Source organism: Staphylococcus warneri (assembly GCF_900636385.1).
Lineage (GTDB): Bacteria > Bacillota > Bacilli > Staphylococcales > Staphylococcaceae > Staphylococcus > Staphylococcus warneri.
Genome location: NZ_LR134269.1, coordinates 1,066,009 through 1,081,815, shown reverse-complemented (window position 1 = coordinate 1,081,815; position 15,807 = coordinate 1,066,009). Strand labels below are relative to the sequence as shown.

Genomic DNA, 15,807 nt, shown 5'->3' with positions numbered 1-15,807 from the left:
CATGAAGCATTTATAATTATGTATAGTGATAAAGTACTATAACGACATTTGTAACCTACACGTTATAAATGTCGTTATATTTAAACTTCATCCAAATATAATATTCTATATGAATATATTTATCAATATTATTTTAAGTCTGTTAATTTCATTGTTTTATCATACACATCTTGTGGATTAACTTCAATTCGAGCTACTCCTGATTCCATCGCCGCTTTGGCAACTTCGCGAGCTACAGATGGTGCAACACGTTTGTCAAATGGTCCAGGAATGCAATAATTCGGTTCTAATTCTTTACTGTCGATTAAGTCTGCAATTGCTTCTACTGCAGCTTTTTTCATTTCTTCATTAATATGGGTTGCTTCAGTATCCAATGCACCTCTAAATATACCTGGGAAAGCTAATACATTATTAATTTGGTTTGGATAATCTGAACGTCCAGTTCCAACAACTTTGGCACCAGCGTCTTTAGCATCGTTCGGATTGATTTCAGGATTAGGATTTGCCATTGCAAATATAATTGGATCTTTGGCCATACTCTCTACCATTTCTTTAGAAAGTAAATCTGCTATAGATACACCTATAAATACGTCAGCATCTTTAATGACTTCGCTAAGCTCGCCTTCAGTTTTATCTTTGTTTGTCCATTTAGCGACATATTCTTTCGTATCATTCATGCCATAGCTTCTGCCTTCAAATATAGCACCTCTTGAATCACACATAACCATATTTCTAACACCATAAGAATATAATAGCTTCACAATAGCTATTCCTGCTGCACCTGCTCCATTTAGAACTACTTTGATATCTGATAAATCTTTATCAACGATTCTAAGAGCATTGATTAATCCTGCCATTGTGACTATTGCTGTTCCATGTTGATCGTCATGGAAAACCGGAATATTTGTTTCTTTTTTCAATCGTTCTTCAATTTCAAAGCAACGTGGTGCTGAGATATCCTCTAAGTTTATACCACCGTAATTGGGTTGGATTAATTTAACTGTATTAATAATTTCCTCAGTATCTGTTGTATCAAGTGCATTAGGCACACCATTCACACCAGCAAAACTTTTAAATAATACAGCTTTACCTTCCATAACAGGAATACTAGCTTCCGGGCCAATGTTCCCTAAACCTAATACTGCTGTTCCATCAGTAACTACCGCTACTGTATTACCTTTAATTGTATAGTCATATACTTTTCTTTCATCTTCATGAATTTCTTTACATGGTTCAGCAACACCTGGTGAATAGGCTAAACTTAATTCTTCTTTATTAGTAACTTTAACATTAGGTGTTACTTCTAATTTACCTTGGTTTTCTTTATGCATTTCTAGTGCTTCGTCTCTTAAAGACATCAAAAATCAACCCCTATTTATTTAGTTATAAGAATTAGATGATGCTAGTTATCATTCGTTTATTATTATAATACGTTTTCACATTCTAATAATAATGAATTGCTTACCTACAGGTTCTAGAGTGAATTAAAACTAGCAATGATTTAATTATCAGTCACTACTTTTATAATTATTTTTTCTGCTGATCATTCATATTTTATCATTAATCAATGAATAAGATAATGACATTTACAAACAAATAGAACAAAAAACAATTATAAAAATAAACTGATGATTAAAATATAAATCATCAGTTTACTATATCACAATTCAATTCTAGATAAAAGTTATACAAAACGGATATCACTTGGTTTAAATAACTTAACTAAATCAGTTAAAAAAGCTGAATTTTTCTTAATATAACCTAATCTTGACATTTCATTTGTTTGATCATTGAATGATAAAACCTCAATGGATTGATCTATATTTTCCTGATCTAAATATTGATAGAACCCTTCAACTTGATCAACTTTTCTAACAATAATTTGTTTGGTTTGGTTCAATTTCAATGATTCAAATGCTTCCTCTGTATAAATATCATTGATAATCAACTGCGTTTTTCCATTTCGTTTATCGAATTTTCCTTGAACGACATAAATTTGTTCCTCAGATATATCAAGTTCATATTTTTTAAATTGATTTGGAAATATGACGCCATCCAGTAAATGAATACCATCATTCAAGGTTACGAATGCCATATTTTGACCATTCTTTGTTCTAATTCGTTTAATTTGATCAAACTGCACTAAAATAGGCTGATGGTTTTTGGCATTACTTAATTTGTATATCGTTAAATATTGTTTCTTGTTAAATTCTTTCTCTACAGGGTGCTTAGAGATATAAAATCCTAAGTATTCTTTTTCATATTCACTTATTAATTGATCTGGTAATTCTTCTTTTTCTTCATAAGATTGTTTTGGTGTGAAGAAATCGAATAACATATCATCTTGTTCTATATCGGTTACTTGATCAATGACTTGGTCAATTGAATGTAATAAAGTAGCTCGATTTTTACCGAATATATCAAAGGCACCCACTAAAATTAAAGATTCTAATAATTTTCGGGTTTTTACTCTTTTAGGTAATCGTCTTGCAAAATCAAAGAAATCTTTAAAGTCACCATTTTGATATCTTTCGTCTACGATCAGTTTCACACTTTGATATCCCGCACCTTTAATAGCACCTAGTGATAAATAGATACCATCGCTTGTTGCTTTATAGAACCAATGACTTTCGTTTATATTGGGTGGTAGTATCGTAATACTCTGATGTTTAGCCTCATCAATCATAGCAGCTGTTTTTTTCTCACTGCCAATTACATTACTTAATATATTGGCATAGAAATAATTAGGATAATGCACTTTTAAATAACTCATTATATAAGCGATTTTCGAATAACTAACTGCATGTGCTCTAGGAAAACCATAATCAGCAAATTTTAATATTAAATCAAAAATTTGTTTACTCATATATTCGTCGTAGCCATTTTGTTTAGCACCATCAACAAAGTGCTGTCTTTCACTTTCAAGTACGGCTCTATTCTTTTTACTCATTGCACGTCTTAAAATATCTGCTTCACCATAACTAAAGTTGGCAAATTGACTAGCGATTTGCATAATTTGCTCTTGATAAATAATAACGCCATAGGTATTTTTCAAAATAGGTGCTAAGTCTTTGTGTAAATATTCAACTTTTGATGGGTCATGTCTTCGTGTAATATAAGTTGGAATTTCTTCCATAGGTCCAGGTCTATATAACGAAGTAACAGCAACGATATCTTCGAAATGTTCAGGTTTTAACTTTTTCAATGCTCGGCGTACGCCATCTGACTCTAATTGGAAAATACCAGTCGTATCTCCTTGAGACAATAATTCAAAAACTTTTGGATCGTCAAAAGGTATACGTTCTATTTCAATGTTGATATTCAAATCCTTTTTAACTTGATTGATAATTTGATGAATGATGGATAGATTTCTTAAACCTAAAAAGTCAATTTTTAATAAACCAATGCGTTCAGCTTCAGTCATTGTCCATTGTGTTAGTAATCCTGTATCTCCTAAGGTCAAAGGTGCATACTCATACAAAGCATGATCATTAATAATAATCCCTGCTGCGTGAGTTGACGTATGTCTTGGTAGACCTTCTAACTTTTTACATATTTCAAACCATCGTTCATGACGATAATTACGATGAACAAATTGTTTGAATTCATCATTTTGATAAGCTTCTTCTAAAGTGATTCCTAATTTATGTGGGATTAATTTAGAAATTTCATTTAGCGTTATTTCATCAAACCCCATAATACGTCCCACGTCTCGTGCAACAGCTCTTGCAAGTAAATGACCAAATGTTACAATTCCGGAAACATGTAATTGACCATATTTTTCTTGAACATATTGAATGACTTTTTCACGTCGTGTATCTTCAAAATCAATATCAATATCAGGCATCGTTACTCGTTCGGGATTTAAAAAACGTTCAAAAAGTAAATTAAATCTTATAGGATCTATTGTTGTAATACCAAGTAGATAACTTACCAATGAGCCTGCTGAAGATCCACGCCCTGGTCCAACCATCACATCATGTGTTTTAGCATAATGAATTAAATCACTTACGATTAAGAAATAATCTTCAAAGCCCATATTTGTGATAATGTCATACTCATGTTTTAATCTTTTGCAATATTCTGGTTGTTTCAAATTTAAATGATTTAACTGATCTTCAAGTTTCTGCCATAAGTATATTTTAGAAGTTTCACCATTAGGCGTTTGGAACTGAGGTAATAAAGATTGATGATAATTTAACTCTGCGGTACACATTTGTGCAATTTTGTCAGTATTAACAATTAATTCGTCACTACATTCCAAATTTCGAAGTTCATTTTTATTAAATACATGTTCATGGTAATCTTCTTGTTCAGCTACTAAATCTAATTTACTATTTTCTTTAATGGCTTGAAGTGCTGAAATCGTATCGGCATCTTCATTATTTAAATAACGCATGGTATTCAACCAAACAAACGATCTATGATTAATCGCAATACAATCTTGGTTAAGATAGACATGTTCTTTATCATTAAAAGCATCAATAAATTGTAAATGATGTTCTTCGGCACTTTTAAATATGATGACGAGATGATTTGCATAACGTTTCAACCACTCAATAGGAATATCTTCTTTTTCTTTCATTTTAATCGCTGATGATAATTGATATAAATCTTTTAAGCCATCATTATTTTGTGCCAATAGTACAGTCTCCAATTGATACAACCCATCAGTTAAATAGACGGTCATACCAAAAACGGGGTGTATCCCCGCTTCTAAACACGCATCATAAAATTTAGGATAGCCATACAAAACATTAGTATCTGTGATTGCAAGGTGTTCAATGCCTTCGTTCTTAGCTTTTTTAACGACATCCGATATTCTTAAGCTAGAATTTAATAAATCGTATGACGTATGAATATTTAAATATGCAACCATGTTTGTATGACTCCTTTCTTTTTTTATTTAATTAAGCTTTTGACGTAAAGCGTGTGCTAATGCATCAAATTCTTCCCAACTATATACTGAGACACCTGAGGCATTAGGATGACCGCCACCACCAAAATCATTTGCTATATCATTAATAACATATTGCCCTTTAGAGCGTAAACGACATCGAATTTGATCTCCTTCGTCTACACCAAACATCCAGATTTTAAGTCCTTGAATATCTGCTACTGTATTTACAAATTGAGATGCTTCATTTGCTTTAATTTTATATTGCTCTAATACATCTTTAGTAATTTTGACTTGGCAGTAGCCATCACTATGCAATTCGAAATTTTGTAGTACATAACCTTGAAATGGCATTAAGCGAGGGTCCTTTTCAGACATTTTATTGAGCTCAGCATTATGATCAAATGGGAAACCAAGTAGTTTTCCTGCAACTTCCATTGTATGTTGTGTTGTATTACCGAATAAGAAGCGGCCAGTATCTCCTACAATACCTAGATATAGTACACGTGCGACATCTTCATTAATGATACTTTCATCATTGAAATGAGAAATCATATCGTAAATGATCTCACTTGTAGAAGAAGCATCTGTATTAACTAAATTAATATCACCGTATTGATCTACTGCTGGGTGATGGTCAATCTTCAATACTTTCTTTCCTAATTTAAACCTTTGGTCATCCACACGTGGCGCATTCGCAGTATCACATACGATTACAAGCGCTTCTTTATAAGTGTTGTCCTCTACGTGATCAAATGTCCCTATAAAATTAAGTGACGCTTCTTCCTCACCCACTGCAAATATATGTTTATCAGGAAATTTAAGTTGTAAATAATATTTCAAACCTAATTGTGAACCATATGCATCTGGGTCGGGTCTTACATGTCGATGAATAATTATTGTTTCATTTGATTCAATTTCTTTCATTATATCGTTCATTAGTGTTTCCATTTTATTAACTCCTCTAGTTTATCTTTGATTAGTATCCCTCAAACATTTGACATATAACTGATGCAATCGCTACTTTTTCATTCTGACAGTACATCGTCACTTCTAATTTAGCAAAGTATCTCCCTACATCAAGCATTTCATATTTAACATCAATACCCGTTTCAATCGGCACTGTTTTCAAGTAAATGATATTTAAGCTTTCTATCATCACATTACCCTTTTTATATTTTCTCATCTCATGACGTAAAGTTTCTTCAATGATTCCTACAAATACTGCTTTACTTAAAGTACCATAATGATTAGTTAATAATGGGGATACATCAGTTTGAATACCATCATGATTAATAGTTATATGTTTGGCAATTTGATCATTAATCGTTTCACCAATTTGTGGTTGTCTCCCTAATAATTGCATAGATTTCAATACATCTTGTCTATTGATAACGCCGACTGCTTTTTTATTATTATCAGTAACTGGTAGTAATTCAATACCTTCCCAGATTAATAAATGTGCACAACTCGCGACTGTGTTTGACAATTTAACACTAATTGGATGTTTCGTCATAACATCTTCAATCATATCATTGTCGCTCATATTAATAATTTCTCTACTGGTTACTATACCTACTAACTTGTAATCTTTATTCACAACAGGAAAACGTGTATGACCTGTTTCATTCGCGATTTGTTTATAATCATCCAAAGTCATCGTGTTTAATAATACAGAAAGTTCGTTTATTGGTTTCACAATATCTTCTACCACTAAAATTTCTTTCCGGATTTTTTGATTGAACATAGCGCGGTTAATAATATTTGCAACTAAGAACGTATCATAGCTAGATGATAATACTGGTAAGTCATGCTCATCAGCATACTGAATGACTTCTTTTGTTGGCTGAAATCCACCTGTAATTAAAATGGCTGTACCACGTTTCAATACTTCGAGTTGTACATTTCTTCTATTTCCTATAATTAATAAAGTTTGTGGTCCAATATATCTTAAGATATCACTTAATTCCATAGCACCAATGGCAAAGTTTGAGACTGTTTTATTGACGCCATTCTTACCGGCAATAATTTGGCCTTCAACAATATTGGCAATTTCATTAAATGTTAAATTATCTATTTCATCTCGATTTCGTTTTTCAATCCTAACGGTCCCCACTCTATCAATAGTTGTAACTAATCCTATCTGCCCGCATCCTTAATTGCTCTATAGGCTGTACCTTCAGAAACAGCTAAATCTTTGGCGATTTTTCTAACTGAAATTTTTGAACCAATTGCTAATGATTCAATATGTTTTAAAATTTGTTCATGTTTAGTCATTACGTTACCTCTTCTTAGAACAATGTTATGCCTATTATAACTTTTTAATCAAAAAAAATCATTGACGCACACTCCTAAATATTCAAAACCCTAATATTAAATTTACAACTTTTGTAAAATGGTAATTTTATTAAAAAACCTTTTAATTTAAATGGAAATATCCATCTTTTTTTATTAGAATGGAATTGAGGAGGGGTGGACTTATGTATAAAAAGATTTTACTAGGTGTAGACACTCAATTAAAAAATGAAAAAGCTTTAGAAGAAGTATCTAAACTTGCTGCAGATGACGCGGTAGTCACTATTTTAAATGCTATTAATGAACAAGATGCTCAAGCATCTATCAAAGCTGGTGTTCATTTAGACAAAATTACCGAAGAACGTAGTAAACGTTTAGAAAAAACACGTAACATATTAGAAAGCTATGGTATTGATTACGATCAAATTATTGTTCGTGGTAATGCTAAAGAAGAACTGCTCAAACATGCAAATAGCGGTAAATATGAAATCGTGGTTTTAAGTAACCGCAAAGCTGAAGAAAAGAAAAAATTCGTTCTTGGTAGCGTAAGTCACAAAGTTGCTAAACGAGCAACTATCCCTGTGCTTATCGTAAAATAATATCTTACTTAACTCATTTACACTAGTTATCTATAAAGACTTACTCGTCTTTACTAGATAATTAGTGTTTTTTATTTACTGAAAAATAAGAGCGGGACGGAAATAACATTTTAATAAAATTTATTTCCGTCCTGCTCCGACAAAATTGACTAGAATTGAACCTCTTGTCCTGGCTCTAATATTTGAACTTCCCCTACTTTAACTGCATCTTTAAATTGCTCTGGATCTTGTTCAATTAATGGGAAAGTATTGTAATGAACTGGTACTGAAATGCTAGGCTTAATGAATTCATTTATAGCATAAGCTGCATCATCTATGCCCATTGTGAAATTATCACCAATTGGGATAAAGCATACATCTACAGGATGTCGTTTAGCTATTAATTCCATATCACTAAATAGACCTGTATCTCCTGTATGGTAAATAGTTTTACCTTCTGCTTCAATTACAACACCCATTGGCATACCTAAATATACAGGAATACCATTTTCATGTGTATAACTTGAACTATGGAAAGCTTGTACGTATTTAACGCTACCGAAATCTAATTCAGCTTTACCACCAATGTTCATACCTCTTACATTTTCTACACCATGATAAGTGCTTAAATATCCAGCAATTTCTGCGCAACCGATAACTGTAGCGTGATTTCTATTAGCTAATTCTACTACATCGCCAAAGTGGTCTTCATGACCATGAGTTAAAATAATATAATCTACATCTAATCTTTGTTCATCTAAATCACATTTATCATTTCCTGAAATAAAAGGATCTACAATGACTTTTTTACCGTTTCCTTCAAAATAAATTGTTGATTGACCATGAAATGAAAGTTTCATTATCTTAGCCCTCCTAATCGTTTATATGCTTATTATACCCTAGCAACTATGTTTTATAACACGAAAGTAAAGGAATGATTCAAACTTTGAAATATGTTGTTTTTTAGCATAAAATTAAGTTAATCATTTTAAGGAGGAAAAACTTCATGACAAAAATCAATGAAATTATTAATTATCTACAAAAAGAAAATGCTGATGCTGCTTGGATTACTACACCACTAAACATCTATTACTTTACTGGCTATCGTAGCGAACCACACGAAAGATTATTTGCATTATTAATTCAAGCTAGTGGTGAAACAGTGTTATTCTGTCCTAAAATGGAAGTTGAAGAAGTTAAAGCATCTCCTTTTGACGGTCAAATTATAGGTTATTTAGACACTGAAAATCCTTTCGATTTATACCAACAATCATTTCAACATATGCTTATCGAAAGTGAGCATTTAACAGTTAAACGCCAACGTGAAATAACACAAGCATTTCATGTTGAACAATATGGTGATATCGACCAAACAATTAAAAATTTAAGAAATATCAAGTCAATTGATGAAATTGAAAAAATTAAGCATGCTGCTCATTTAGCAGATAAATGTATTGAAATCGGTGTGAACTATTTAAAAGAAGGAATCAGTGAACGTGAAGTTGTAAATCATATTGAAAATGAAATTAAGAAATATGGTGTGAATGAAATGAGCTTTGACACTATGGTATTATTTGGCGATCACGCTGCTTCACCACATGGTGTTCCAGGTAATCGTCAATTACAAAATAATGAGCTAGTTCTCTTCGATTTAGGTGTCATCTATAATCACTATTGTAGTGACATGACTAGAACAGTACAATATGGTACACCTAGCAAAGAAGCATTAGATATATATAATATTGTTCTTGATGCTGAAAAATCAGCAATTGATGCTATTCGTCCAGGTGTTAAATTAAAAGAAATAGATAAAATCGCGAGAGATATTATTGATCAATCGGGCTATGGCGACTACTTCCCTCATCGTCTTGGTCATGGTTTAGGCTTAGAAGAACATGAATACCAAGATGTTTCTAGCACTAACGATAATGTTTTAGAAGCGGGAATGGTCATTACCATTGAACCTGGTATTTACGTTCCTGGTGTTGCTGGTGTTCGTATTGAAGATGATATCTTAGTTACAGATAGCGGTTGTGAAATCTTAACGCATTACGAAAAATAATTCTGTCTTAAATATTATTAACGCCCTCAAATGAGTTGGATACATTTGAGGGCGTTATTTATATTTTGAAGATTTTGGATTATTTTAATGCATCTTCAACAGTTGTGTATTTCATATTGAATGCTTCTGCAACACCTTGATGTGTTACATGACCTTTATACGTATTTAAACCTAAAGATAAAGCATGGTTAGATTTAAATGCCTCTCTATAGCCTTTGTTTGCTAATATCTGAGCAAAAGGTAATGTAGCATTATTCAATGCTAATGTAGATGTACGTGGTACTGCACCAGGCATATTAGCAACTGCATAATGAACAACGCCATGTTTGATATATGTTGGATCATCATGTGTTGAAATTTTATCTGTTGTTTCAAAAATACCACCTTGGTCAATTGCGATATCTACAATTACAGAACCATTTTTCATTTGTTTAATCATATCTTCTGTTACAAGATTTGGTGCTTTAGCGCCAGGAATTAATACTGCCCCTATTACTAAATCACTATCTTTAACATACATTTCAATATTTAATGGGTTAGACATAATGGTATGCACTCTACCATTAAATAGATCATCTAACTCTCGTAAACGTTTAGGATTGACGTCTAATACAGTTACATCAGCACCTAAACCTAATGCAATTTTAGCTGCATTTGTACCTGCTTGGCCTCCACCAATAATTGTTACTTTACCTTTAGGTACACCTGGTACACCACCAAGTAAGATACCCATTCCACCATTAAATTTTTGTAAAAATTCAGCACCGATTTGTGTTGCCATTCTACCTGCAACCTCGCTCATCGGACTTAACAATGGTAATGATCGATCTGGCAATTGTACTGTTTCATAAGCAATACCAATCACTTTATTATCTACAAGTGCTTGTGTAAGTTTTTCTTCATTTGCTAAATGTAAATAAGTGAATAAAATTAGCCCCTCTTTGAAATATTGATATTCTTCTTCTAATGGTTCTTTAACTTTAACGACCATATCAACATCCCAGACTTGTGACGCTTCTGAAACAATGTCAGCTCCTGCTTCTTTATAATCTATATCTTCAAAGTATGAGCCCATTCCAGCATTAGTTTCAACTAAAACAGTGTGTCCTTGTTCAACCAAGGCATGTACACCGCTTGGTGATAGACTTACTCTGTTTTCATTGTTTTTTATCTCTTTAGGAATACCTATTTTCATTCCACACACCTCCTCCATTATAGTAACGCGAAAGCCTACTAAAACACAAATGAAAGCGCCTACAAAAATACACAAAAATGTTAATTTTTAGAGTAATATTTTCTGAAAAATGTGGTAATATATAAGTAAGAAAAGACGAAAGGGGTACTGACGATGATTACTTACAAAAATATTTTAATCGCAGTCGACGGTTCACACGAAGCAGAATGGGCATTTAATAAAGCAGTTGGCGTAGCAAAACGTAACGATGCTAAACTAACAATTGTGAATGTCATTGATTCAAGAACTTATTCTTCTTATGAGGTATATGATGCTCAATTTACTGAAAAATCAAAACACTTCTCTGAAGAGTTATTAAATGGTTATAAAGAAGTTGCTACAAATGCTGGTGTTACAAACGTTGAAACACGTTTAGAATTTGGTTCACCAAAAGCAATTATCCCTAAAAAAATCGCACCTGAAGTTGGTGCAGACTTAATTATGAGTGGTACGTCAGGTCTTAATGCCGTTGAGCGTTTTATCGTAGGCTCTGTTTCTGAAGCCATCGTTAGACACGCACCATGTGACGTACTAGTAGTAAGAACTGAAGAAATGCCAAATGATTTCCAACCTCAAGTTGCTACACCACAATTACGTGAAAGATATTCAAATTAATTAATAATAAAAATAGTGATTGAAATAATCATTTTTGTGCCAGTAAATGAGATCATTTACTGGCCTTTTAATATGTTGTTTAAGTTTGCTTCTATTTTTCGTAATATTTAATTTAAATTATCTGTTCTTTCACTATACGAAATCTGATTATCTCTTCAAACTAAAAAAAGGAACGACAATGTCGCTCCTTTTTATGCAATTTCTATTTTGATTCAACGTTTTCATCTGAAGATGTTTCTTCAGTTTCTAAACCACCATATTTAATAACATCTCTAGATATCATTACTTCTTCATCTGTAGGTACTACAAGTACTTTAACAGGTGAATGTGGATAGTTAATATCTCCTTCTTCACCATGGAGGTTTTCATTTTTCTTAGGATCCCAATAAACGCCCATAAATTCTAAGCCTTCTAATACTTTACCACGAATAATATGAGAGTTTTCACCTATTCCTGCTGTAAATACAATGACATCTACACCGTGCATTCTTGCGGCATATGAACCGATGTATTTATGAATTTTAGAAGCAAATAAATCAAGTGCTACACGCGCTCTATGACGACCATGTTTAGCTTCTTCCGTTAAATCACGTAAGTCACTTGAAGTACCAGTAATACCTAATAAACCAGATTCTTTATTTAAGATATTAAGTACTTCATCAGCATTTTTACCAGTTTTTTCCATAATATATGGAATTAAAGCTGGATCTAAGTTACCTGAACGTGTACCCATAGTAACACCTGCTAATGGTGTGAATCCCATTGACGTATCAATTGACTCTCCGCCATCAATAGCAGCGATTGAAGCACCGTTACCAATATGACATGAAATAATACGTAAATCTTCAATTGGTTTACCTAATATTTCTGCAGCACGTCGTGATACATATTTATGACTAGTGCCATGGAAACCATATTTACGGATACCATAATCTTCATAATAACGATATGGCAAGCTATATAAATATGCTTGTTCAGGCATAGTTTGGTGGAAAGATGTATCAAAAACAGCAACGTGTGGGATATCAGGTAATAACTTTCTAAATGCTCTAATACCCATTAAATTGGCAGGGTTATGCAATGGTGCTAGTTCACTTAATGCCTCAATTTGCTGTTCAACTTCATCAGTCACAACTACTGATTTAGGGAATGTTTCACCACCGTGCACTACTCGGTGACCTGTACCTTGAATCTCATTGATATCTTCGATAATGTGATGTTCTTTAAATTTCTCTAACATCAAGTTAACTGCTTCTTCATGATCTTTAATATCTCTGACTTCAGTTAATTTTTCCCCTTCAACAAGAATTGTAAAAATAGAATCGTCCATACCAATTCTTTCTACTACGCCTTTTGTTACTGTTTTTTCTTCAGGCATTCTAATAAGCTGGAATTTCAAAGATGAACTACCAGCATTAATCGCCAAAATTAATTTTGACATAAGATTTTGTCCTCCATCATTTGTTTAGTTATATTTTTCACATTTTATTTTATCATTAATACAGTTTGAATTCTATACTGTTACAGATTATTTTTTTGTATGATTTGTGTCCATCCATTGATTTAATTCAGTAATAAAACCTTGGAATTGTTGTGGATTTTTAAAATCAGGTATATTCGCTAAGAACACTTCAACTGGTTTTGTTACTTCTGCTTTTTTCTTCTGTAATATAAGTATAGATTTTCGTGCTTTTTCATTTTTAAATAACGTAGGTGGTAGATTTAAAAATGCTTGCATTTCTGTTTCTGTAGTAATGAATTTTTCTAACTGTTTCACATGTTCTCCTGAGAACAACTCACTAGGAACAACTAAAAATGCATATCCTGCCCCTTTTAATGCATTAACAGCTTGTTCAATTAGTAAGTAATGGGAGTAACTATGCCCCTCTTCGAAACCTAATTTCATTTCTTTACTACGTTCGTCTACTGGATAATAGCCAATCGGTAAATCACCAATGACAATATCAGATTCTTCTAATGGTAGTGGCATAATTGCATCTTGTGGATATACATCAAAAGGTATTTCCAAATAATTTGCAAGATGGACGCTCACTCTAGAAAGCACTGGATCTACTTCAATAAGATGATGCATAATAGTCGTCTCAGTTAATACTTCCTTAACAGCAGCACTTAAATGGCCTGCACCACTTGCAATATCAACAACATGCAACTCTTCTTTATCTTGTGTAAATCGTTGTACTAAAAATCCTAAAATCAAACCGATTGAATCTGGTGTAATTTGATGATTAGCCTGTATATTTTCCTCTTGCATTAAACTTAAATATGCAAATTGGAATGCCTTTCTTCTATCTTGAAGTGTAGCTTGTTCTAACATTTCTCGTTGATTAGTATAGATATCTTCCATCGCTAGTCCTAGATTTTCTATAAAACTTTGCCCATTTTCTTGGTTTAAAGTCTTCGCTTTTTCATCTAAATGATGGAATAATCTTTCCATAATCGTATTTTCTTCTGCCATTTAAATCCCTCTCTATAAAAAGCATCCATCGCTTCATAGTGAAATCAGTTGCTGTCATATTATCACTTGTTAAAACAATGGATGCTTATTTCTCACACTATATTCTAAAAGTTGCCACCTTTAGACAAATAGTTGTAAATCTCAATTTATAAATTTTGATATGCTTCTAAAGCTTTTTCGAAATCTGGGAAGTTTGTACCTTCACTTACAATTTCTTTATATACCACTTTGTTGTCTTGATCTAGTACGAAAACGGAGCGCGCTAATAATCGCATTCCTTCCATAACTACACCAAAGTTTTCACCAAATGATAAATCTCTATGGTCGCTTAATGTCACTACATTATCTAAGCCATTAGATGCACACCATCTTTTTTGTGCAAATGGTAGGTCAACTGAAATTGTTAATACAACACCATCTTCTTGTGATGCTTCTTCATTAAATTTACGTGTTTGTTGATCACATACACCAGTATCGATTGATGGAACAACACTAATCAATTTTTTCTTATTAGCATAGTCATCTAAAGATTTTTGATTTAAATCGTTATCTAGTACTGTGAAATTTGGGGCAACATCTCCTTCATTCACTTGTTGTCCTGATAATGTTACCGGGTTATTTTTAAATGTAATTTCAGTCATAAATATGACCTCCTATTTATATTTTTCATCCATTAATATCATACGACATCAATATGACCAAATTCAATTTTAAACTTTTATATCTTAAAAATTCATTATATATATTGATAAATGATTTTTGACTTAATAACTTACAATTTGTTAATAAAAAAGCAAACCTTTGTATGAATTGATTGTTCTAGTGTCTAAGTACATCAACTTCATTAAAGATTTGCTTTTATTTTAATTATATTAATTTATGAAAATAGGTAATAAGTAGTCATATGCATTTTTCAATATCAATACTGCAGTGACTGTTATAAATAGCAATTTAACATACCCTACACCTTTGCTTATAGCAAATTGTGCACCAACGTATGAACCAATAATCATGCTGACTGCCATAATTAGTCCATAAAAATAATCAACTTGTCCTAATATCATAAATAGTATTAAAGCCCCTACATTGGATGCAAAATTAAGCACTTTAGCATTGCCTGCTGCACTTAAAAAATCAAAACCAAACATGAGTAATACAAATAACATAAATGATCCTGTACCACCGCCTATAAACCCATCATAGAAACCGATAATAAGATATGCTGTGAAAAACATCACGGCTTTCATTGGTGTGAAGGTGGTGAATGTTCTTATTGAACCCCAATCTTTTTTAACTAACGTATAAATAAATACTAATGACAACGCAACTATAATTAATGGTTTTAAAAGGTGTGCAGGTAGGATTGTTGCTAAATAAGCACCACCTGAAGATGCTATTAGGACAAATGGAAACAATTTTGACACTATTTTTAAATCAACATTACCTGATCTAATAAACTTGATAGTACTTGTCAGCGTCCCAAATGAACTTGCTAATTTATTTGTTCCCAATGCAACAGCAGGTGGGAGACCTATTGCTAGTAGTGCTGGAGTAGAAATTAATCCTCCACCACCAACGACTGAATCTATAAATGATGCTAAAAATCCAAACAAAACAATAATCAATATGACATATATATCCCAATCCATG

At 32.4% G+C, this 15,807-nt stretch carries 12 protein-coding genes and 1 pseudogene; 3 read left to right on the top strand and 10 right to left on the bottom strand.

Translation table 11 applies throughout. The annotated features are described in order from the left end of the window. Positions 1-128: 128 nt before the first annotated feature. The 4 genes and pseudogenes from ystJ to EL082_RS05325 form a co-directional block, all read right to left on the bottom strand. On the bottom strand, positions 129-1,358 hold the full coding sequence (gene ystJ / locus EL082_RS05340; RefSeq protein ID WP_015364914.1) for an NADP-dependent malic enzyme: 1,230 nt from the start codon (positions 1,356-1,358) through the stop codon (positions 129-131). A 326-nt stretch (positions 1,359-1,684) separates the two neighbouring features. Continuing rightward, on the bottom strand, positions 1,685-4,879 hold the full coding sequence (locus EL082_RS05335; protein WP_103286284.1) for a DNA polymerase III subunit alpha: 3,195 nt from the start codon (positions 4,877-4,879) through the stop codon (positions 1,685-1,687). A gap of 27 nt (positions 4,880-4,906) precedes the next feature. Continuing rightward, positions 4,907-5,848 carry a DHH family phosphoesterase gene (locus EL082_RS05330; protein WP_015364912.1) on the bottom strand — a complete coding sequence of 314 codons (942 nt, stop codon included), beginning with the start codon at positions 5,846-5,848 and terminating at the stop codon, positions 4,907-4,909. Positions 5,849-5,876: 28 nt separating this feature from the next. Further along, positions 5,877-7,174 (bottom strand): annotated as a pseudogene (locus tag EL082_RS05325) (DRTGG domain-containing protein). Positions 7,175-7,377: 203 nt separating this feature from the next. Here EL082_RS05325 and EL082_RS05320 point away from each other — a divergent pair. Beyond that, positions 7,378-7,791 (top strand): universal stress protein, encoded by a 414-nt coding sequence (locus EL082_RS05320; protein ID WP_002452208.1) that lies wholly within the window; start codon positions 7,378-7,380, stop codon positions 7,789-7,791. A gap of 149 nt (positions 7,792-7,940) precedes the next feature. On the opposite strand, the gene EL082_RS05315 is transcribed toward EL082_RS05320, so the two are convergent. Next, positions 7,941-8,630, bottom strand: a complete 690-nt coding sequence (locus EL082_RS05315; protein WP_002465955.1) for a metal-dependent hydrolase — start codon at positions 8,628-8,630, stop codon at positions 7,941-7,943. Between the two features lie 146 nt (positions 8,631-8,776). Here EL082_RS05315 and EL082_RS05310 point away from each other — a divergent pair, with 146 nt between their 5' ends. Then, positions 8,777-9,832, top strand: coding sequence for a M24 family metallopeptidase (locus EL082_RS05310; RefSeq protein WP_015364911.1), 1,056 nt, complete (start codon positions 8,777-8,779; stop codon positions 9,830-9,832). A gap of 79 nt (positions 9,833-9,911) precedes the next feature. On the opposite strand, the gene ald is transcribed toward EL082_RS05310, so the two are convergent. Then, complete coding sequence (ald, locus tag EL082_RS05305) at positions 9,912-11,027, bottom strand: alanine dehydrogenase (protein WP_103286283.1); 1,116 nt, start codon at positions 11,025-11,027, stop codon at positions 9,912-9,914. A 153-nt stretch (positions 11,028-11,180) separates the two neighbouring features. On the opposite strand from ald, the gene EL082_RS05300 reads away from it, so the two are divergent. After that, entirely contained in the window at positions 11,181-11,681 is a 501-nt protein-coding gene (locus EL082_RS05300; RefSeq protein ID WP_002452204.1) for a universal stress protein, read from the top strand. Between the two features lie 202 nt (positions 11,682-11,883). Here the strand turns inward: EL082_RS05300 and EL082_RS05295 are convergent, their stop codons facing one another. From EL082_RS05295 to EL082_RS05280, 4 genes are all read right to left on the bottom strand, one after another. Next, positions 11,884-13,122, bottom strand: a complete 1,239-nt coding sequence (locus EL082_RS05295; RefSeq protein ID WP_002466572.1) for an acetate kinase — start codon at positions 13,120-13,122, stop codon at positions 11,884-11,886. 87 nt (positions 13,123-13,209) lie between these two features. Further along, a complete protein-coding gene (locus EL082_RS05290; protein ID WP_015364910.1) occupies positions 13,210-14,157 on the bottom strand; it encodes a class I SAM-dependent methyltransferase in 948 nt (315 codons plus the stop codon). A gap of 146 nt (positions 14,158-14,303) precedes the next feature. After that, entirely contained in the window at positions 14,304-14,798 is a 495-nt protein-coding gene (gene tpx / locus EL082_RS05285; protein WP_002466570.1) for a thiol peroxidase, read from the bottom strand. 231 nt (positions 14,799-15,029) lie between these two features. Next, the gene (locus EL082_RS05280) at positions 15,030-15,806 is read right to left on the bottom strand and encodes a sulfite exporter TauE/SafE family protein (RefSeq protein WP_002466568.1); all 777 of its coding nucleotides are present in this window, start codon (positions 15,804-15,806) and stop codon (positions 15,030-15,032) included. Position 15,807: the final 1 nt, after the last annotated feature.

Excerpts from the sequence above, each read along its gene's own strand:
- ystJ (WP_015364914.1), bottom strand. The coding sequence starts at position 1,358 with ATGTCTTTAAGAGACGAAGCACTAGAAATGCATAAAGAAAACCAAGGT.
- EL082_RS05335 (WP_103286284.1), bottom strand. The coding sequence starts at position 4,879 with ATGGTTGCATATTTAAATATTCATACGTCATACGATTTATTAAATTCT.
- EL082_RS05330 (WP_015364912.1), bottom strand. The coding sequence starts at position 5,848 with ATGGAAACACTAATGAACGATATAATGAAAGAAATTGAATCAAATGAA.
- EL082_RS05320 (WP_002452208.1), top strand. The coding sequence starts at position 7,378 with ATGTATAAAAAGATTTTACTAGGTGTAGACACTCAATTAAAAAATGAA.
- EL082_RS05315 (WP_002465955.1), bottom strand. The coding sequence starts at position 8,630 with ATGAAACTTTCATTTCATGGTCAATCAACAATTTATTTTGAAGGAAAC.
- EL082_RS05310 (WP_015364911.1), top strand. The coding sequence starts at position 8,777 with ATGACAAAAATCAATGAAATTATTAATTATCTACAAAAAGAAAATGCT.
- ald (WP_103286283.1), bottom strand. The coding sequence starts at position 11,027 with ATGAAAATAGGTATTCCTAAAGAGATAAAAAACAATGAAAACAGAGTA.
- EL082_RS05300 (WP_002452204.1), top strand. The coding sequence starts at position 11,181 with ATGATTACTTACAAAAATATTTTAATCGCAGTCGACGGTTCACACGAA.
- EL082_RS05295 (WP_002466572.1), bottom strand. The coding sequence starts at position 13,122 with ATGTCAAAATTAATTTTGGCGATTAATGCTGGTAGTTCATCTTTGAAA.
- EL082_RS05290 (WP_015364910.1), bottom strand. The coding sequence starts at position 14,157 with ATGGCAGAAGAAAATACGATTATGGAAAGATTATTCCATCATTTAGAT.
- tpx (WP_002466570.1), bottom strand. The coding sequence starts at position 14,798 with ATGACTGAAATTACATTTAAAAATAACCCGGTAACATTATCAGGACAA.
- EL082_RS05280 (WP_002466568.1), bottom strand. The coding sequence starts at position 15,806 with ATGGATTGGGATATATATGTCATATTGATTATTGTTTTGTTTGGATTT.